Source organism: Psychrobacillus vulpis, from assembly GCF_006861825.1.
GTDB classification, from domain to species: domain Bacteria; phylum Bacillota; class Bacilli; order Bacillales_A; family Planococcaceae; genus Psychrobacillus; species Psychrobacillus vulpis.
Window position 1 is genome coordinate 25,030 of sequence record NZ_VDGI01000008.1, and the last position, 19,396, is coordinate 44,425.

19 protein-coding genes are annotated in these 19,396 nt (G+C 35.6%); 17 read left to right on the forward strand and 2 right to left on the reverse strand.

Annotated features, from left to right (window positions below; all coding sequences use genetic code 11):
• Window positions 1-534: 534 nt before the first annotated feature.
• Window positions 535-1,083 (reverse strand): DUF3267 domain-containing protein, encoded by a 549-nt coding sequence (locus FG384_RS09040; RefSeq protein ID WP_205961770.1) that lies wholly within the window; start codon window positions 1,081-1,083, stop codon window positions 535-537.
• Window positions 1,084-1,252: 169 nt separating this feature from the next.
• Between FG384_RS09040 and rpsF the strand changes: the two genes are divergently transcribed.
• From rpsF to rlmH, 17 genes are all read left to right on the forward strand, one after another.
• Window positions 1,253-1,543: a 30S ribosomal protein S6 gene (rpsF, locus tag FG384_RS09045; protein WP_142642276.1), complete on the forward strand. Its 291-nt coding sequence runs from the start codon at window positions 1,253-1,255 to the stop codon at window positions 1,541-1,543.
• A 42-nt stretch (window positions 1,544-1,585) separates the two neighbouring features.
• Window positions 1,586-2,086: a single-stranded DNA-binding protein gene (gene ssb / locus FG384_RS09050; RefSeq protein WP_142642277.1), complete on the forward strand. Its 501-nt coding sequence runs from the start codon at window positions 1,586-1,588 to the stop codon at window positions 2,084-2,086.
• A 45-nt stretch (window positions 2,087-2,131) separates the two neighbouring features.
• Window positions 2,132-2,368 (forward strand): 30S ribosomal protein S18, encoded by a 237-nt coding sequence (gene rpsR, locus FG384_RS09055; RefSeq protein ID WP_142642278.1) that lies wholly within the window; start codon window positions 2,132-2,134, stop codon window positions 2,366-2,368.
• Window positions 2,369-2,512: 144 nt separating this feature from the next.
• Window positions 2,513-3,454 (forward strand): YybS family protein, encoded by a 942-nt coding sequence (locus FG384_RS09060; protein WP_142642279.1) that lies wholly within the window; start codon window positions 2,513-2,515, stop codon window positions 3,452-3,454.
• 12 nt (window positions 3,455-3,466) lie between these two features.
• On the forward strand, window positions 3,467-5,443 hold the full coding sequence (locus tag FG384_RS09065) for a DHH family phosphoesterase (RefSeq protein ID WP_150136654.1): 1,977 nt from the start codon (window positions 3,467-3,469) through the stop codon (window positions 5,441-5,443).
• Window positions 5,440-5,889, forward strand: a complete 450-nt coding sequence (gene rplI / locus FG384_RS09070) for a 50S ribosomal protein L9 (protein WP_142642280.1) — start codon at window positions 5,440-5,442, stop codon at window positions 5,887-5,889. Before FG384_RS09065 ends, rplI begins: the two co-directional genes overlap by 4 nt.
• A gap of 12 nt (window positions 5,890-5,901) precedes the next feature.
• Window positions 5,902-7,260: a replicative DNA helicase gene (gene dnaB, locus FG384_RS09075; RefSeq protein WP_142642281.1), complete on the forward strand. Its 1,359-nt coding sequence runs from the start codon at window positions 5,902-5,904 to the stop codon at window positions 7,258-7,260.
• Between the two features lie 141 nt (window positions 7,261-7,401).
• Complete coding sequence (locus FG384_RS09080) at window positions 7,402-8,688, forward strand: adenylosuccinate synthase (RefSeq protein WP_142642282.1); 1,287 nt, start codon at window positions 7,402-7,404, stop codon at window positions 8,686-8,688.
• A 398-nt stretch (window positions 8,689-9,086) separates the two neighbouring features.
• Window positions 9,087-10,562 carry a peptidoglycan DD-metalloendopeptidase family protein gene (locus FG384_RS09085; RefSeq protein ID WP_142642283.1) on the forward strand — a complete coding sequence of 492 codons (1,476 nt, stop codon included), beginning with the start codon at window positions 9,087-9,089 and terminating at the stop codon, window positions 10,560-10,562.
• Between the two features lie 281 nt (window positions 10,563-10,843).
• On the forward strand, window positions 10,844-11,548 hold the full coding sequence (yycF, locus tag FG384_RS09090) for a response regulator YycF (protein ID WP_142642284.1): 705 nt from the start codon (window positions 10,844-10,846) through the stop codon (window positions 11,546-11,548).
• 5 nt (window positions 11,549-11,553) lie between these two features.
• Complete coding sequence (gene walK, locus FG384_RS09095; protein WP_142642285.1) at window positions 11,554-13,377, forward strand: cell wall metabolism sensor histidine kinase WalK; 1,824 nt, start codon at window positions 11,554-11,556, stop codon at window positions 13,375-13,377.
• Window positions 13,374-14,690, forward strand: a complete 1,317-nt coding sequence (locus FG384_RS09100; RefSeq protein ID WP_166462416.1) for a YycH family regulatory protein — start codon at window positions 13,374-13,376, stop codon at window positions 14,688-14,690. The genes walK and FG384_RS09100 overlap by 4 nt, the downstream gene beginning before the upstream one ends.
• Entirely contained in the window at window positions 14,668-15,480 is an 813-nt protein-coding gene (locus FG384_RS09105) for a two-component system regulatory protein YycI (protein WP_240793383.1), read from the forward strand. The genes FG384_RS09100 and FG384_RS09105 overlap by 23 nt, the downstream gene beginning before the upstream one ends.
• 12 nt (window positions 15,481-15,492) lie before the next feature.
• A complete protein-coding gene (locus FG384_RS09110; RefSeq protein ID WP_142642288.1) occupies window positions 15,493-16,281 on the forward strand; it encodes an MBL fold metallo-hydrolase in 789 nt (262 codons plus the stop codon).
• Window positions 16,282-16,614: 333 nt separating this feature from the next.
• Window positions 16,615-17,811, forward strand: a complete 1,197-nt coding sequence (locus FG384_RS09115; protein WP_142642289.1) for a S1C family serine protease — start codon at window positions 16,615-16,617, stop codon at window positions 17,809-17,811.
• 167 nt (window positions 17,812-17,978) lie between these two features.
• Entirely contained in the window at window positions 17,979-18,146 is a 168-nt protein-coding gene (locus FG384_RS09120; protein ID WP_142642290.1) for a CxxH/CxxC protein, read from the forward strand.
• An 86-nt stretch (window positions 18,147-18,232) separates the two neighbouring features.
• The gene (rlmH, locus tag FG384_RS09125) at window positions 18,233-18,712 is read left to right on the forward strand and encodes a 23S rRNA (pseudouridine(1915)-N(3))-methyltransferase RlmH (protein ID WP_142642291.1); all 480 of its coding nucleotides are present in this window, start codon (window positions 18,233-18,235) and stop codon (window positions 18,710-18,712) included.
• 95 nt (window positions 18,713-18,807) lie between these two features.
• On the opposite strand, the gene FG384_RS09130 is transcribed toward rlmH, so the two are convergent.
• A complete protein-coding gene (locus FG384_RS09130) occupies window positions 18,808-19,326 on the reverse strand; it encodes a hypothetical protein (protein WP_142642292.1) in 519 nt (172 codons plus the stop codon).
• Between the last annotated feature and the right edge of the window lie 70 nt (window positions 19,327-19,396).

Sequence of the window (19,396 nt, forward strand, 5' to 3'; positions counted from 1 at the left end):
CATGCGTCGCGCTAAATTCTTTAAATGATATACAGCAAATAGTTCCTATAAAAATAATAATTTTGAGTTTTTCAGTGGCCTCCGCAGGCTCTTGCGGGGTCTAAATTACTCCGCTATTCCCGTAGGAGTCGAGCGGAAGCTTCTCCAAACAACTGATTATGTGCCGCCATTTTGTCCTATCCCTCTCGAAAAGTATGAATAAATGAATCAGTCTATTGAAATTATTTCGGACGGTGGCTTTTAGAAAAATTGTAGTAGCATCTCTAAATTAAGAAGTGAATAGCACCCGAAATTGTATCTTCGGGTGCAGCTCTCCAGAGAGAGAGTATCTATTCTTTCTTTAACCTAAAGAAAAAATAACTTGACTCCAAGCATTTCAAGAGGGCGATGGACAAACGATACCCATATTATTATCGAAAAAGAGGGATGTGAAGTGGCTTGCCACTTCACATCCCTCTTAAAACTTACCTGGTAATAATATGGTCGACGTGCACGCTGGAACCCAATGAAGTCAAGTTGCACTTAAAGAGTGCCCTATTCTTTTCTCAGTATATATAGTTTCGGTTTTTCCGGATCATCTTTAATTAATACATCTGCAGGATATTTTCTTAACTCTTTATACATCGCAAAATCTCCAGCTGCACCGGCGATTAACCAAGCGCCTAAAAGAACAAACATAGGTGATTGTATGATGTATCCTATAAACATGGGAGCGACACCGGTCATCCAAAAAGGAAGCAGTAACGCTTTTTTCATAGCATGGTTTGGCAAAGGAATGGAAGTAGTTGCATATGCAATACCCAGTTTGAGATTGACACCGTAATCCATGCTACTCCAAGGAACTCTTCCAAAAAACCAGAATCCGATTAAATGAAAAGATTCATGTAAAACAATTAGTAGTACGTATCCAATAAGAAATAATAGGAAGTCTAGGATTGAAAACGTTATTTCAAAGCCATTATACAAGAGTACATAAAAAAGTAAACCAAAAATGGATGTAACAACTGTCATTATTAAACTAGACCATGCAACTTTTTTTAAATCGATTTCAATAATGGACAGAACATCTTCTTTTATTTCCATGAACATCTCCTCCATATAAATTAAATATACATGAATTGTGAAAAAAAGGGAAAGTGATTCTTGATATAAATTATGCTTCATGTTACAATACATTGATGTGAGTAATAACATTACTTGCTCCTTGTCGACTGTCAACAGTCGGCCAAAGACCATAGGGAGGTGTAAATAGATGAGAAAGTACGAATTAATGTACATTATCCAACCAGCAATCGAAGAAGATGCGAAGAAAGCTTTAGTTGAGCGTTTCAACGAAATCTTAACTTCAAATGGTGCGGAAATCATCGAAGCAAAAGAGTGGGGTAAACGCCGCTTAGCTTACGAAATCAATGACTTACGTGAAGGTTACTACCAAATCGTTAAAGTAAACTCTGATTCTAAAGCAATCGATGAATACATTCGTTTAGCAAACATCAATGAAGACATTATCCGTCACATTGCTGTTCGTATCGACGATAAATAATAAAATCGACTAAAAAAGCTGGATGAGGGAGGTTGTACACTGATGATTAACCGTGTCGTATTAGTTGGAAGACTAACTAAAGATCCGGAACTTCGCTATACACCAAGTGGTGTTGCAATGGCAAGATTTACACTAGCTGTCAATCGAACATTCTCCAACCAATCAGGTGAAAGAGAAGCTGATTTTATCAACTGTGTCGTTTGGAGAAAACAAGCGGAAAACACTGCTAATTTCTTGAAAAAAGGAAGCTTAGCAGGTGTTGAAGGGCGTATTCAAACGGGTAGTTATGAAGGACAAGATGGAAAGCGTGTTTATACGACGGATGTTGTCGCAGACAGCGTTCAATTCTTAGAACCACGTAACGGCTCGGGTGACCGTGGACAAAGTGGGCAACCATATGGTGGCGGTCAACAGCAAAATCCATATCCAACATATCAGCAAAACCAACCAATGAATCAGCAAAACTATACACGTGTAGATGAAGATCCATTTGCGAACAGTAGCGGGCCAATCGAAGTATCGGATGACGATCTACCGTTCTAAATGACTTCACACGTTTTACTTTAATCGAAAAGGAGGCAACCAATTATGGCACCACGTCGCGGAGGCAAAAGACGCCGTAAAGTGTGTTACTTCACAGCTAACAACATCACTAACATCGATTACAAAGATGTAGATTTGTTGAAAAAATTCGTGTCAGAACGTGGGAAAATTCTTCCACGTCGTGTGACAGGAACTAGCGCGAAGTACCAACGTAAGCTAACACGAGCTATCAAAGTATCTCGTATCATGGCTTTACTTCCATTCTCTTCTGATGAGAGATAAGTTAATAAATTGAAAAGACCGGGAAACCGGTCTTTTTTTTGTAAATTATTTTACATAAAATAGCAAACAGAAATAAAAGGAATTTTAGTTGTTGTAAGAAATCTGTTACAATGGATAAATGATTACAACAAAGGAAGGTCCTTTATGCAAAAAAATCAGACAAGCTATTTAACTTATGGAGCTATGATGATTGCACTATTCACTGTGCTTTTAGCAATGGTCGTGTATGTTCCGTTAGTTGGTGTTATTGTTTCATTTATTGTGCCACTGCCAATTGCTTGGTTTAGTGCTAAATTCGAACGAAAACATGCTCTGTTTATTACGATGATCAGCATTGTAATTTCCTTTATTATTGGTGGAATAGCAGGTATTGTATTTGCATTACTTACTGCACCAATAGGCTTTATAATAGGGGATTCTATTCGAAATAATAGGTCTAAGGTTTATATGCTGATGGCTTCAGGCATATTTTTATTACTTATGACTATTGCACAATACATAGTAACTATTTATATGTTGAATATAAATTTATTTAAGCAATTTTTAGAGCTTGCTGAAATATACTACGAGCAAGTGGGAAAAATTATGTCTTCTGCTGGGAAGTTACCAGAAGGATATGATGAGTATGTTTCGCAAATCTTATTACGTATTGAAACCATTATGCCTACCTATTTTATTGGGACTATATTTATCAGTGCCTTTATTTATTTGGCAATAAATTTGCCATTATTGAAAAAGTTGAAACTAGACGTTCCAAAATTTTCAAAGCTCATGGATTTTAGGCTTCCAAAAGTAGTGTTATGGTATTATTTAATTGTATCCATTTTATCACTATTTATTTCTTACGAAATTGGATCGTTTGGCTATATGGCTAGTGCCAACGCTCTGCTTATTTTAAGAGCTCTTTTGTTTATACAAGGGGTGTCTTTCATACATTATTATTTTCATGTTGCTGGCTATCCGAAATGGGCGGCGGTACTAGCATCATTTCTTGCCGTACCACTGTTTACGTTTACAATTATATTAGGTGTATTTGACTTAGGGTTTAATTTACGAGGGTTTATAAAAGGCAGGCACAAAAAATAAGGAGCTGATCAAGTGGCGTCTTTTTTTAGAAAACGACCAATTCGATATCCACTCGTTTTGTTTATGCTTCTCGGTGGGGTTGCATCTTATTTACTCCTGTCTAACAATATTTTAGTCGGGCTATTATTTGCTTTATTAGTTGTTGGGGTATCTATATATGCTTGGATTTTAGAACAGCGAGTATATGAGGAAACAGAAAAACATATCGAAACGCTTTCTTACCGAATGAAAAAAGTTGGAGAAGAAGCACTGTTAGAAATGCCGATTGGAATTATATTGATAAATGATCAATATACCATTGAATGGGCAAATCCTTATATGACACAAAAGCTTCCATTCGATACGATTATTGGTGAGGAGCTTCTTTCCATATCAAGCGATTTTCAACAGCTTATAAAACAAGAAGACTCAAAAGAATTGATAATATCCTTTGATAATAACAATTATAAAGTTTTATATAAGGCAGAAGAAAAGTTGCTTTATTTCTTTGATATTACAGAACAAGTAGAAATAGAATCTTTGTATTACGGGGATCGAACGGTTATTGGTGTTTTATTTATCGATAATTATGATGAAATTGCTCAAGGTATGGATGACCAAACGAGAGGCCAGTTAAATAGTATTGTTACATCTTGTGTAAATAATTGGGGTGCTCAATATGGCATTTACGTGAAAAGAATCTCCTCGGATCGATTTCTAGCTGTATTTAATGAATCTATTTTGGTAGAACTAGAAAAAAATAAATTCTCTATTTTAGATGATATTAGAGGTGCCACTTCTAAATTTGGATTTTCTCTAACTTTAAGCGTTGGTGTTGGTGCAGGGTCCACTTCACTTGTGGAGCTAGGAGAATTAGCACAGTCGAGTCTTGACTTAGTTTTAGGACGAGGTGGAGACCAAGTAGCTATAAAAGACCCAAATGGAAAAGTGAAGTTCTACGGAGGGAAGACAAATCCGGTAGAAAAGAGAACACGTGTCAGAGCAAGGGTTATTTCACATGCACTTCGTGATTTAATACAAGATAGTGATAAAGTATTTGTTATGGGACATCGAATGCCGGATATGGACGCGATTGGATCGGCAGTCGGAGTAAGAAAAATGGCTGAGATGAATAAAATAGAAGGCTATGTTGTTATCGATTTTAATGAGTTAGACAAAAGTGTGCTTCGGTTAATGGATGAAATAAAAGAAAAGCCGGAACTATATGAGCGTTTTATTAGTCCTGAAGAAGCAATGAGTAAAATGACATATAAAACGTTATTAGTAGTAGTGGATACACATAAACCCAGTCTAGTTATTGATGAAAAATTACTAAACAAAGCAGAAAAAATAGTTGTAATAGACCATCATCGAAGAGGAGAAGAGTTTATATCCAACACAATGCTCGTTTATATGGAACCATACGCATCTTCCACTTCAGAGCTTGTGACTGAGTTAATAGAGTACCAACCGAAAAATGAAAAAATAACGATGCTGGAAGCAACATCGATGCTTGCAGGAATAATAGTCGATACTAAAAGCTTTACACTTCGTACGGGAGCAAGGACGTTTGAAGCGGCTTCCTATCTTCGTACGCATGGTGCAGATACGGTGTTAGTACAGAGTCTTTTGAAAGAAGACATTGATACGTATATTGAACGTTCTAAAATTGTTCAGAATGTGGAATTTTTTAAAGAGGGAATTGCAATTGCACATGGGGAAGAAGATTTATCTTATAGCCAAGTACTACTAGCTCAAACTGCTGATATTTTATTAACGATGAATAATATTACAGCATCTTTTGTTATCGGACGTAGAAGTGACGCAACGATAGGTATAAGCGCTAGATCACTTGGAGATGTGAATGTCCAATTAGTAATGGAAAAGCTTAATGGCGGAGGGCATTTAACAAATGCAGCTTGCCAATTAGAGAACTCAACAATTGAAGAAGCAATTGAACTTCTAAAAAAAGCAATTGAAGAGACAATTGAAGGAGGAACAACAGAATGAAAGTAGTATTCTTAAAAGATGTAAAAGGAAAAGGTAAAAAAGGAGAAATTAAAAACGTTGCAGATGGGTATGCACATAATTTCTTACTAAAAAACAATCTAGCAGTCGAAGCAAATGCAGCTGCTATTAGTGCGTTAGAAGGACAAAAGAAAAAATCTGAAAAAGAAGCTGCAGAAGAATTAGCTGAAGCAAAAAAATTAAAAGAAGTATTAGAACAACTAACAGTGGAGCTGAAAGCAAAATCAGGCAGTGACGGTCGCTTATTTGGTTCAGTAACAACTAAACAAATTGCAGCACAATTAGAAAAATCACATGGTATTAAACTAGATAAACGTAAAATGGAATTAAATGATGCAATACGTGCATTAGGATTTACAAATGTTCCTGTAAAACTACATCATGAAGTAGTAGCGACGTTAAAAGTACATGTAGCAGAAGAAGCATAAGGAGAGAGGTCAATGAGCGATCCATTATTGGACCGTGTGCCACCACATAACCAAGAAGCTGAACAATCTGTCATTGGAGCAATATTTTTAGAACCCCAAGCATTAATAACTGCAGCAGAAATTATTATGCCGGAAGACTTTTATCGAGTAGCACATCAAAAAATATTCCAAACGATGCTAAGGTTAAGTGATCAAGGAAAAGCAATTGATGTTGTTACGATAACAGAGGAACTTTCTGCAAAAAAAGAATTAGAAGATGTAGGTGGCATTTCTTACATAAGTGAGATAGCAAACGCAGTACCTACTGCGGCCAATATCGGACATTACGCTAAAATTGTGGAAGAAAAATCTGTCTTACGTAGATTAATCCGTGTAGCTACAACCATTGTAGAGGACGGTTTTACAAGAGAAGATGAAGTAGAAGCCTTATTATCTGAAGCTGAACGAAAAATGATGGAAGTTGCCAGCAGAAAAAATGCTGGCGATTTTAAGCATATAAAAGACGTTTTAGTGGAAACATATGATAACATCGAAAAACTTCATACAAGAAAAGGCGATGTAACTGGTATTCCAACAGGATTCCGTGATTTAGATCGTATTACAGCTGGATTTCAACGAAATGATTTAATCATTGTAGCTGCACGTCCATCTGTAGGGAAAACGGCATTTGCATTAAACGTTGCACAAAACGTAGCAACAAAAACGGACGAAAATGTAGCAATCTTTAGTTTAGAGATGGGTGCAGAGCAATTAGTAATGCGTATGATTTGTGCCGAAGGAAATATCGATGCTCAAGTATTACGTACTGGTTCTCTCACAACAGAAGATTGGCGGAAGCTCACTATGGCAATGGGGAGCTTGTCAAATGCTGGAATATACATTGACGACACACCAGGTATTCGTGTTAACGAAATACGTGCTAAATGCCGTCGATTAAAACAAGAGTCTGGCTTAGGAATGATATTAATTGATTACTTACAGCTTATTCAGGGAAGTGGCGGGAGTGGACAAGCAAATCGTCAACAAGAGGTTTCTGAGATTTCTCGATCTCTTAAAGGTTTAGCACGTGAACTTAAAGTTCCTGTGATAGCACTCTCACAGCTCTCCCGTGGTGTAGAACAGCGACAAGATAAGCGACCGATGATGTCCGATTTACGTGAATCTGGTTCGATTGAGCAAGATGCGGATATTGTTTCGTTTCTATATCGTGAAGACTATTATGATAAAGAAACCGAGAACCAAAATATGATTGAAATAATTATAGCCAAACAGCGTAATGGTCCTACTGGAACGGTAACATTAGCTTTCGTGAAGGAATTTAACAAATTCGTCAATATTGACTGGAGTCAGCATCAAGCACCTCCGGCATAATTTAAACACGAACGATAAATGTAACTAGCATTTATACGTTCGTGTTTTTGAATGAAATCAATTGACGAGAGACTTGTTGATTGGTACAATTACAACTGATTTAAATCAGGACATATAAAATGTCTGACGGAGGTGTTGGCAATGCCATCAGTAGTAGTAGTAGGTACACAATGGGGAGACGAAGGAAAAGGAAAGATTACAGACTTTCTATCCGAGAATTCAGAAGTAATTGCACGATACCAGGGTGGAAATAACGCGGGACATACAATTATTTTTGGGGGAGAAACATACAAGCTTCACCTTATTCCATCAGGTATTTTTTACAAAGATAAAATCTCTGTAATTGGGAATGGTATGGTTGTAGATCCAAGAGCACTTGTAAAAGAACTAAAAGGATTACATGATCGTGGAGTTACTACAGAAAACTTACGTATTTCTAATCGTGCACACGTTATTCTTCCATATCATATTAAGCAGGATGAAGTAGAAGAAGCACGAAGAGGTGCAAATAAGATTGGAACTACAGGTAAGGGTATTGGTCCAGCATATATGGATAAAGCAGCTCGTGTCGGTATCCGTATGGCCGATCTTCTTGATTACGAAGTATTTAAAGAAAAATTAGAGCATAATTTAGCTGAAAAAAATAGAATGTTTGAGAAGTTTTATGAAACAGAAGGCTTTACTGTTGAAGAAATTTTAGAAGAATTTTATGGTTATGGTAAAGAAATTGAGAAATACGTAACAGATACTTCAAAAGTATTAAACGACGCATTGGATGACGGGCGTCGCGTGCTATTTGAAGGTGCACAAGGAGTAATGCTTGATATCGACCAAGGTACGTATCCATTCGTTACTTCTTCTAACCCTGTGGCTGGAGGAGTTACTATTGGTGCAGGTGTAGGTCCAACAAAAATTTCCCACGTGGTTGGAGTATGTAAAGCATATACATCTCGTGTAGGAGATGGTCCATTCCCAACTGAACTTTTTGATGAAGTTGGAAACCAAATTCGTGAAGTCGGAAAAGAGTATGGGACAACTACAGGTAGACCACGTCGTATTGGCTGGTTTGACACAGTAGTAGTAAGACATGCTAGACGTGTTAGTGGCTTAACGGACTTAACTGTTAACTCTATTGACGTGTTAACCGGCCTAAAAACTGTAAAGATTTGTACCGCATATAGATACAAAGGTGAGCTAATAACTGAGTACCCAGCAAATCTTCGCATACTTGCTGAATGTGAGCCAGTTTATGAAGAACTACCAGGCTGGAGCGAAGATATTACTAGCTGCAAAACACTCGATGAGCTTCCTGAAACAGCTCGTCACTATCTAGAGCGTATTTCACAACTAACTGGTGTACAAATTTCTATCTTCTCGGTAGGACCGGATCGTACACAAACGAATATTATTTCAAGTGTTTGGCGTTAATTGAAAAACCGTCAAGAAGTATAACTTCTTGACGGTTTTTTTAATATAAAGATTATAAAGAGCATACTAATTGGATATACGAAGTTACTTCTTTTTGTCGAAACAAATTGAGAGAACATATGATAATCTTCTATTATGACAAATATAACAAAGAATAAAAGAAGTAGATGTATAAAATTTGGTTATTTTGGTGAAAGTTTAACTATAATAGTCGAAAACTTTACAAAATGATATGAAAAATAGAATAACATGGAACATATTTCAAAAATATGGTTCTAATTATACAGTTTCTTTACAATCGGAACTATTACTACACTAAACTATGTCATTTGTGTTAAATTAAAAGAGCATGAAAATAAGAAGTATTAACTTTTTATGAAATTGGAAGGGGCTTTATCATGTTTTTGAAAAGAAAGAATGATGAGCAAAAAGATAGTTATCTAGTTGTTCATTCAAACAGAAAGTCAAATATGATGAAAAAAGCAGCCATAACCGTATTGCTTATTTCAGGTATATCTTTTAATATGGCTTTTGCAAATGAAGGTGAAGGTAGTGCATTAAAAGAAATTTATCATATATATTCAAACGGGCAATACGTTGGAGCATTGTCAGACAAAACAGAGATGCAAACAATCTTTGATCAAAAAATAAAAGCTTCAAGCTCCCAGTACAAAGATCTTACTTTAAAAGCAGGTTCCAATATATCAGTGATTGCTGAACAAGTTTTTACACCTTCTACAAACGATGAAGCTACTCTTAAAAAGTTAGACAAATTAATCGGAGTAGAAACAACGGCATTTGCTTTATCTATCAATGACGAGATGGCCGTCTACGTCAAAGATTTAGAAGCTTACCATGAAGTTATTCGTAAGCTTAAATTGCATTTTGTTAGTGAAGAAGACCTTAAAGCACTGGAAGCAAGAAAGAGTTCTAATGAACCTTTACCCGAATTAAAAGAAAATGAAACTAGAATGATTGACATTCTTTTAAAAGAAAAAGTTTCTGGAGTTACAGTAGACGTGAGTCCTGAAAAATTAGTATCTGCAGATGAAGCTGTTAAACTTCTATTAGACGGTACTCTTGAAAAAGAAACGTATAAAGTAACAGAAGGCGATGTTTTAGGAACAATTGCAAGCAAGCATAATTTAACAACTGCTGAGTTACTAAACATAAATCCAGGCGTTACAGAATCTACAGTTTTACAAATAGGTCAAGAGTTAAATGTAACTGTCTTAAAACCACTTATTAATGTAGAAGTACAATATGAGAAAAAAGCAGTTGAACCGATTAAGCATACTAAAAAAGTAGTAGAAATAGATGAAATGTTTAAAGGCGATACAAAAGTAAAACAAGAAGGCTCAGATGGTAAAAAGATAGCAACTTACCTAGTTCGTAATGTAAATGGAACTCAAGTAGGTCAATCAGTTAAAGAAGAGACAATTCTTGTAGAACCAAAAGAACATATCGTATTAAAAGGAACAAAGGTGATTCCTTCTCGAGGATCAGGAATTTTTGCTTGGCCCGCTGAAGGTGGATATATTTCTAGTCAAATGGGTTATCGTTGGGGTAGAAAGCATGAAGGTATTGATATTGCACGTCCTAGTGGTTTTACGATTAAAGCAGCAGATAATGGTGTTGTCGTAGCAGCGGGATGGGATGGTACATACGGTCAACGAATTATTGTCGACCATAAGAATGGTTACAAAACAACTTATGCCCATCTTTCATCAATAAGTGTCAATGTCGGGGACGTTGTACCTCAAGGATCTAAATTAGGTGTAATGGGAAGTACAGGGCGTTCAACAGGTACCCACTTACATTTTGAAGTAGAGAAAAATGGAGTTACGATCAATCCGGTATCTGTGTTAAAATAATAATATGTAGGAGACGGTCACTTGTTTGGCTGTCTCTTTTTTACTTGAAAAGACAAATAGACATTTTTACATAGTTACTAAATTTCCTGGGAAATAATTCGACAATCATCGACTTTATGATTCTATAAATTAGGAAATTTGTAGGCCTGTGTAAAACTTTGCTACTTTTCATAAAGGATGCGAATACATTAAAAGCATGTTAGAGTAAAAGAATAAATGTAAATAAAAATACACTTTCATATATTAATAAATAGAACAAATCACGAAAAGGGGTTCAATCAATGAGTAAAAAAATATTAGTAGTCGATGATGAAAAACCAATTGCAGATATACTTCAATTTAATTTGAAAAAGGAAGGCTATCAAGTATATTGTGCGTATGATGGAGATGAAGCACTATTAAAAGTAGAAGAAATTCATCCTGATTTAATGTTACTTGATATTATGCTCCCAAACCGAGATGGAATGGAAGTTTGTAGAGAAATTCGTAAAAAGTATGATTTCCCAATTATAATGCTGACGGCTAAAGATTCGGAGATTGATAAAGTGCTTGGATTAGAACTAGGTGCAGATGACTATGTAACTAAACCATTTAGTACACGAGAGTTAATAGCACGTGTGAAAGCGAACATGCGAAGACATCAAACATTACAAGAGGGTGTAGAGGTCATAACGAATGACATAACGATTGGACCTTTGACGATTCAACCAGATGCTTATCTAGTGTTAAAAAGAGATGAAACAATTGAATTAACACATCGGGAGTTTGAATTATTACATTATTTAGCTAAGCATATTGGACAAGTTATGACAAGGGAACATTTACTTCAAACGGTATGGGGATATGATTATTTTGGAGATGTCCGTACGGTAGATGTAACAATTCGCCGTTTAAGAGAGAAGATAGAAGATAATCCTAGTCACCCAACTTGGATTGTAACAAGAAGAGGCGTTGGTTACTACCTACGAAATCCTGAACAGGAGTAGAAAGAATGCAAAAGGTTGGTTATTTAAAATCGATTCATGTGAAAATTGTGTTCATTTATATATTACTAATAATTATTGCGATGCAAATTATTGGTCTATACTTTGTAAAAGGACTCGAGCAAACGTTAAGAGATAACTTTCAAAGTTCTATTTATGATCGAGTAGGTCTTATTGAATATAGCGTGAGAGAAGAAATGCTAAAAGTAAGAAACGAAGGAGACGCAACTTTAGAACAAAGCTTGCGTTCTATTTTGTCTGGATTGAATTCCTCTGATATTAAAGAAGTTCGAGTGATAGACGCAAGATATCAAATTCTCGGAACATCCGATATTAATAACCAATCAATTGTAGGACAAAGATCAATGGATGAGCTAGTAAAAAAATCCATAACTGCAGAAATTCCTTTTGATAATATCTCACTTGACTCGGAAACAAGAAAACGAATTTGGATTTTAGCAACTCCCATTACTTCTAAGGGAGAAGTAATAGGAACATTGTATATCGAATCAAATATCGAAAATGTATTCGGTCAAATGAATGAAATTAATCGAATTTTAGCAGGTGGTACAGCTGTTGCATTAGTTATTACGATAATACTTGGAATATTAATCGCGCAAACAATTACACGACCAATATCAGACATGAGAAGACAAGCACAAGCAATGGCAAAAGGTAACTTTTCAAGAAAAGTACGAGTGTATGGGAATGATGAAATTGGTCAGCTTGCAATAGCATTCAACCATTTAACCAATCGATTACAAGAAGCTCAATCTACGACAGAAGCGGAACGAAGAAAACTTGCATCTGTACTTACAAATATGACAGATGGAGTAATTGCTACGGATCGCAAAGGAAGAGTTATTTTAATCAACGATCCAGCGTTAAGATTATTGCGAATTCCTAGAGAAATGGTGTTAAATCGCCCTATTATTTCTGTATTAGGAATTGAAATGGATCAAACATTTGAAGATTTGATTCATACACAGGAATCTGTGACACTTGACTTTAGTACAAATGAACGCCCTTTCATATTACGAGTAAATTTCTCGGTTATTCAAAAAGAAACTGGATTTGTAAATGGTTTAATAGCAGTTCTTCATGATAATACAGAGCAAGAAAAGATTGATATGGAACGAAGAGAATTTGTAGCTAATGTTTCCCATGAGCTTCGTACTCCACTTACAACGATGAGTAGTTATTTAGAGGCATTGGCTGATGGTGCATGGAAAGACGAAGAGATTGCTCCATCGTTTTTACAAGTTACACAAACGGAAACGCAACGAATGATTCGACTAGTAAATGACTTACTGCAACTATCTAAAATGGACAGTAGAGATTATGATTTAAATCGTGAAATTGTGAACTTCAATCAATTTTTCAATCGAATAATCGATCGGTTTGAGTTGTCTAAATCTCAAAATGTTACGTTTCATCGAATGTTATCCGATACACCTTATTATGTAGATATAGACACAGATAAATTAACCCAAGTAATCGATAATATTATTTCCAATGCGTTAAAATATTCACCTGACGGTGGAAATATCCGATTTGGAATAGCTGTAAAGGATAATGTATTGAAGGTTATGATTTCAGATGATGGGATGGGTATTCCATCCGAAAATGTCGATCGAATTTTTGACCGATTTTACCGAGTAGATCGTGCTAGAGCAAGGTCTATGGGCGGAACTGGTCTCGGTTTAGCTATTGCCCGGGAAATGATAGAAGCACATGGAGGTTCTATTTGGGCGGAAAGTGAAGAAGGCCAAGGCACGACTATATTTTTTACACTTGAAATTGAAATGGACGAGGAAGGTGAGTGGGATTGAAGTATATTGAACAAGTAAAATCCGTTATTTTACTCCTACTTATCCTGCTAAGCCTAACACTGACTTTTACGATATGGACATACTCTCCTTCCTATGACACGATTGAGACGCCTATCGTGAATATTTCCATTGCAGAAAAAAAGAAAATGGAAGATGTAGTGAAGCCATATCGAATATTGTACAGTCAAGAAGAAACGCTAAATGGTTCTATTACTTCGCCTAATATTGAAAAAGTATTAAGTTCGTTGAAAAAATGGGAAATACAAACTGTAGAACTTTTGAACAATAAGGCAAGTTTTCAACAAATTAATGATTATATTAAAACACCTAATCGAATAACATTATTTTATCCTGCTGAGGTTCCCTTAAAGACATTTAGTACTATACTCTCTTTTGCTGATCCTAATTTACCGGATGCATCTTTTAATCGTTTAGTAATTGAATGGAATGGCAAAGAAGATGATGAAATGAAACTATATTTTATAAACACTTTAAAACAGAAAGTGTATACTTCTCGAGCGGATAAAGTTGATAAAAAAGGATTTACAGATATCATCATTAAGCAAGCAAGTAATTTGCCGGAGTATAATGAAATTGAGAGACCAGGTAAGCTTTCGCTCTATGTTACGAACAATCCAGAAGATATGATGAGTTATACGTATATCTTAGAAGAAATTGCTCCGGAAAAGTTTAAGAATGCTTTATTTTCTAGTCCTGGTCTTGTACGAAGTAATTCAGGTGGGTCAAGTGGACAACAGTATACGGATGACAGTGCACTAATGAATGTGGACTTTTTATATAAAAGATTAAGTTATGTCAATCCGGCTGCAGAATCTGAAAATCCGGCCAAACCAGATGAACTCATTCAAAATAGCTTAAATTTCATAAATGAGCATGACGGCTGGACCGATGATTATCGATATAATCGTATTAATCCACTTAACCAACAAGTTAGCTATCAGCTTTACTTTTCTGGATTGCAAGTATTAAGTAGTGATACTTGGACAGAAATTACACAGTATTGGGGATTGAATCGAGTCTATCGATACATTAGACCATACTACATGTTAAATGGTTCTTCTTCTATAAAAACAAGTCATGTGCAATTACCATCTGGACAATCTACATATGATTTGATTTCCAAAATACCAGATGCATCGTTAATAGAAGATATTATCATATGTTATTATTTGTCTCGGGATGATCACCAGGATTTAGTGAAGCTAGATCCTTCTTGGTATTATTTAATAAATGGGACATGGACGCGAGTTTCCCCAGAAATACTGGGAGGTGGTAAGCTTGGATTGGAATAAAACAAAGACGATATTCATTATTGTATTTTCTATTTTAAATGTATTTTTATTTTCCTTATATTTGAATAGATATAATGATGCATCAAAGGTACAAGTGCCAAGTGATACTCCGATAGAAGAAAGGTTACTATTGGACAATATTAAATTTCCAAAATTGGAATCACTCGTGCAGGAAGCATCGTATGTTTCTGGAAATGTTCATCTATTCAGTGAGGAAGAACTAAATAAATTATCGAATCAGACAATAGAAATGAAAAACGGGAGTGAATTAGTAAGTATATTTAATAAGCCACTTCCCATTACAGAAGAGAACTCTTTAGAAAAATTAGTCCATGACAATGTTCTAAAAGGAGATTCATATGGGTTGTGGAAAATCGATGAAGAGAATAACTCAGCGATTCTATTTCAAAAAGTAAATAGTCGATTAGTTTATTACAATCCTAATGCGATGTTAATCGTTCATTGGAATGATGAAAAAGAAATTATTCAGTATAACCAAACAATATTGGATAATCTAGAGGATTATAATGAATCGAAAAATCTATTACCGTACATGCAAGCGATTAAAGTTTTATATTCCCGTGGGTTATTAAAGCCCGACTCTACGGTAAAAGAAATTAAACTAGGGTATTCCACATTAGCCCAAGTAACAGAAACTCAAGTATTTGCACCAACTTGGCATGTATTAGTAGAGCTTTCAGATAAAACATCGGAGGAGTATTTTGTTAATGCTGTCGAGGGAAGAATTATTGAAATTCCAAAAGAGACGGAGCAATTAGAAGTAGAGTAAGGAGTTTTAACAATGAATTTTAGTGTACTAGCAAGTGGCAGCAGTGGAAATGCTATTTATGTGGAAAATGATGAGCATTCCTTTTTAGTAGATGTAGGCTTAAGCGGTAAGAAAATGGAACAACTTTTTAGTGGGATTAATCGAGATATGAAAAAACTTTCTGGCATTTTCGTTACGCATGAACATAGCGACCATATAAAAGGATTGGGTGTTGTCGCAAGAAAATACGGTGTTCCTATTTTTGCAAATGAAAAAACGTGGAAAGCAATGGATCCCCTTATTGGCAATGTGCCGGCAGACCAACGCTTCCAATTTGATATGGAAACGGTTAAAACATTTGGAACAATAGATATCCAGTCTTTTGCAGTGTCACATGATGCTGCGGACCCAATGTTTTATATATTTCATGAAAATGGTCGTAAACTCGTTTTAATTACGGATACTGGGTATGTTAGTGATCGGATGAAAGGTCATATTAAGGGAGCAGATTCATTTGTCTTTGAAAGTAATCATGATGTTAGTATGCTTCAAATGGGACGTTACCCTTGGTCTATTAAAAGAAGAATATTAAGTGATGTAGGGCATGTGTCTAACGAAGATGCAGCTGTCGCAATGAGTGAAGTAGTAGATACAAAAAATACACATATTTATTTATCTCATTTAAGTAAAGATAACAATATGAAAGATCTTGCGCGTATGAGTGTGTCACAAACACTACAATCCTGCGGCATTATTGCTGGAGAGTATGTACACCTCCATGATACAGATGCAGATAAACCTACTGAGTTAGTTGTTGTCTAATAAGAGTCCCAAAAGCATTTTTGCTTTTGGGATTTTTTTTGCTTTACGAAACAATAAAATTTTGTACATAAAGATAACTTCCTACAAGTGTTTCTACCTCCAGACTCCAGCGCCTTGCCCCTCGAGGTCAAATGTGAAATAGCTTCGGTGGCTAGAGAGCTGCCTCCTCACTATTCCCCATTTGCTTGTCGGAGCACGATAGGCGCTTGCGCATTTGCTACATCCAAATTTCATCTACGTTTTATTTAATTTTTAATTGATTTTCATCTAATTTTAATGTGGATTGGGTAAATTAAGAATACAAACATATATGTATAAGAAAGGGAGATGAAAATGGACAATTATAATCCATATGAACCAATAGAAGAACCAAAAAAAGAAAAGAAAAAAGGATTGGCAGGTTACTTTTTCAGTGCTTTAGCAGGAGTGATGGTAGGGGCTTTACTCGTTTGGTTTTTAATACCTTCGGTTGTAACGAACTTACCAATAACAAAAACTGCTAAAACACCTATGGAAACAAAACAGTTATCTGTTGATGTGACAACGGATGTTACGGGAGCAGTTGAAAAAGCTTCAGGAGCGGTAGTCGGTGTTACAAATATTCAATCGGTTACTGATTTTTGGAGTCAATCACAATCTACAAAAGAAGCTGGAACAGGTTCAGGAGTTATTTATAAAAAAGAAGGTGGAAAGGCATACGTCATTACAAATTACCATGTTGTTGAAGGTGCGAAAAAATTAGAAGTAACATTAGCCGACGGAACAAAAGTAGAAGCAAATCTGGTAGGTAGTGATATTTGGAGCGATTTAGCAGTGCTTGAAATTGATGATGCAGGAGTAGAATCCGTAATTGAATTCGGAGATTCCGATGCATTAAAACAAGGAGAAACAGTAATTGCTATTGGTAATCCACTTGGACTTGAGTTTTATGGGTCTGTAACAACTGGTGTTGTATCAGGTAAGGATCGTGCAATTCCTGTAGATTTAAATGAAGACGGTGTGGAAGACTGGCAGGCAGAAGCTTTACAAACTGATGCAGCGATTAACCCTGGTAACAGTGGTGGTGCTTTAATCAACTTAGCTGGTCAACTAGTAGGTATTAACTCCATGAAAATTTCTGAATCGACAGTAGAAGGAATGGGTCTTGCAATTCCAGTAAACTCTGCAATTCCGATTATTGAAGATCTGGAGCAAAACGGAAAAGTAAATCGTCCTTCTATGGGTGTAACATTAATAGACTTAACAAATGTACCAGCATTCCATCAAAGAGATACATTAAAATTACCTGAAGAAGTAACTACAGGCGTAGTAATCGATGAAGTTGTTCCGAATTCACCAGCAGAAACAGCTGGAATGAAATCCTATGATGTCATCGTGGAAATGGACGGGAAGAAAATAGAAAATACAATTGATTTAAGAAAACACTTATACAACGAAAAAGAAATAGGTGACCAATTAAAAGTAAAAGTATATCGACAAGGAAAACTAGTTGAACTAACACTAAAATTAGTGGAGACAGACACCTTGTAAACATGTGGATAACATACAATTGTAAATAAAAGATTTACACTGTGAGTAGGGAAAGAAACGCTTGTCTTTCCTACTCACTTTTTGTTTGGTAAAATAGGTTGTGGATAAGAACGTACAATATGTGTATAACTTAGCGAATTATTTGTAAATAGAAAGGAAGCGAAAAATTGAGAATATTCAGTTGCGAAACCCATATAAATCAAGCGTTAGACATGTTCGTTGCAGAACAAAAAACTTTTCCAATGCTAGAAGAATTAAAAGATGACGAAAAGTTATCCACAAAATGCACATACTGTGATAACTCTGCAGTATATATTGTGGCAAACGAAAAATAAATTACAATATGTAGATAAGTTTGTGGATATGTGGATAATTAATGTGCATAATTTGTTTGTAAATGAATTGTAAAGGTGGATAACTTGTGAATATACAAATTATCTCTGTTGGGAAACTAAAAGAGAAATACTTAAAAATGGGGATAGAGGAATATACAAAACGATTAAATAGCTATGCAAAAATCGATCTAGTAGAAGTCCCTGACGAAAAAGCTCCGGAGCAACTAAGTCCTGCCGATATGGAAATCGTGAAGAAAAAGGAAGGAGATCGTATTTTAGCAAAAATAGGTGCGGATACATACGTCATTGCCCTAGCAATTGACGGCAAAATGAAATCTTCTGAAGAACTAGCAAGTGGATTAGAATCCCTAATGACCTACGGAAGAAGTAAAGTAGCATTCGTTATTGGTGGTTCACTTGGTTTACACGACGAAGTGTTGAAACGAGCAGACGAAAAGCTATCATTCGGGAAAATGACATTACCCCATCAGCTAATGAAGTTAGTGTTAGTGGAGCAGATCTATCGGAGTTTTAGAATTATGAAGGGTGAACCGTATCATAAGTAAGTGCGGTTTATGAAAAGAACCACCAAAACGTAATAATCATGCGTTTTAGGTGGTTTCTTTTTATTTAATAGACATCAATCGATTTACTCGTCATCTTACTTAAAGCGTATCTTCATTGTATTAGCATCCAAAATTAATGCAACAGGTTTGCCAATAATAAATTCTTCAGCACTTATATGAAGTAGCTGATTATCCCAATGTTTAAACTGAATCATATCTAAATCGATTGGTGGATTTATTTCTTGTTGCTGTGAAAGCGTTCCTTCGATTGTAAAAATTGTATAATCGTCTGAAAAAATAGGGTCTCCATTAGGTGTAACAGTAAAATTCCTTAATGTATGCCCTAAATCCCAAAAGTCATGTGCTATATAGTCAGTAGGATTATTACAGTCAATTTCGTATAAATAATTACCCGTTAACACATAGCAAGTTGCGTACTTTGAAGAAACAGCAACACTATATGGTGCCCCACGAAATTGTCCATAAAACTCGTTGTAATTTTCGTCTTCAAATTTTACCCATGTCCAATCTTCAACGGAAATAGGCGCATCGAAAATTTGTTCAGGATATTTGCCAGCTAGTGGTTGCTCTGTTATTTGTACGTGTATAATCATTGTGGTTAGCTCCTATAAAATAACTGCCTACAGTCTTTAAGTGCTTAACGTTGAATTATAGCAAGAGTTT

What these genes read in the sequence shown, in the direction of transcription:
- ssb (WP_142642277.1), top strand. Translation starts at nt 1,586, where the DNA reads ATGATTAACCGTGTCGTATTAGTTGGAAGACTAACTAAAGATCCGGAA.
- FG384_RS09080 (WP_142642282.1), top strand. Translation starts at nt 7,402, where the DNA reads ATGCCATCAGTAGTAGTAGTAGGTACACAATGGGGAGACGAAGGAAAA.
- yycF (WP_142642284.1), top strand. Translation starts at nt 10,844, where the DNA reads ATGAGTAAAAAAATATTAGTAGTCGATGATGAAAAACCAATTGCAGAT.
- dnaB (WP_142642281.1), top strand. Translation starts at nt 5,902, where the DNA reads ATGAGCGATCCATTATTGGACCGTGTGCCACCACATAACCAAGAAGCT.
- rpsF (WP_142642276.1), top strand. Translation starts at nt 1,253, where the DNA reads ATGAGAAAGTACGAATTAATGTACATTATCCAACCAGCAATCGAAGAA.
- rpsR (WP_142642278.1), top strand. Translation starts at nt 2,132, where the DNA reads ATGGCACCACGTCGCGGAGGCAAAAGACGCCGTAAAGTGTGTTACTTC.
- FG384_RS09115 (WP_142642289.1), top strand. Translation starts at nt 16,615, where the DNA reads ATGGACAATTATAATCCATATGAACCAATAGAAGAACCAAAAAAAGAA.
- FG384_RS09040 (WP_205961770.1), bottom strand. Translation starts at nt 1,083, where the DNA reads ATGGAAATAAAAGAAGATGTTCTGTCCATTATTGAAATCGATTTAAAA.
- FG384_RS09110 (WP_142642288.1), top strand. Translation starts at nt 15,493, where the DNA reads ATGAATTTTAGTGTACTAGCAAGTGGCAGCAGTGGAAATGCTATTTAT.
- FG384_RS09085 (WP_142642283.1), top strand. Translation starts at nt 9,087, where the DNA reads ATGTTTTTGAAAAGAAAGAATGATGAGCAAAAAGATAGTTATCTAGTT.
- FG384_RS09130 (WP_142642292.1), bottom strand. Translation starts at nt 19,326, where the DNA reads ATGATTATACACGTACAAATAACAGAGCAACCACTAGCTGGCAAATAT.
- FG384_RS09060 (WP_142642279.1), top strand. Translation starts at nt 2,513, where the DNA reads ATGCAAAAAAATCAGACAAGCTATTTAACTTATGGAGCTATGATGATT.
- walK (WP_142642285.1), top strand. Translation starts at nt 11,554, where the DNA reads ATGCAAAAGGTTGGTTATTTAAAATCGATTCATGTGAAAATTGTGTTC.
- rplI (WP_142642280.1), top strand. Translation starts at nt 5,440, where the DNA reads ATGAAAGTAGTATTCTTAAAAGATGTAAAAGGAAAAGGTAAAAAAGGA.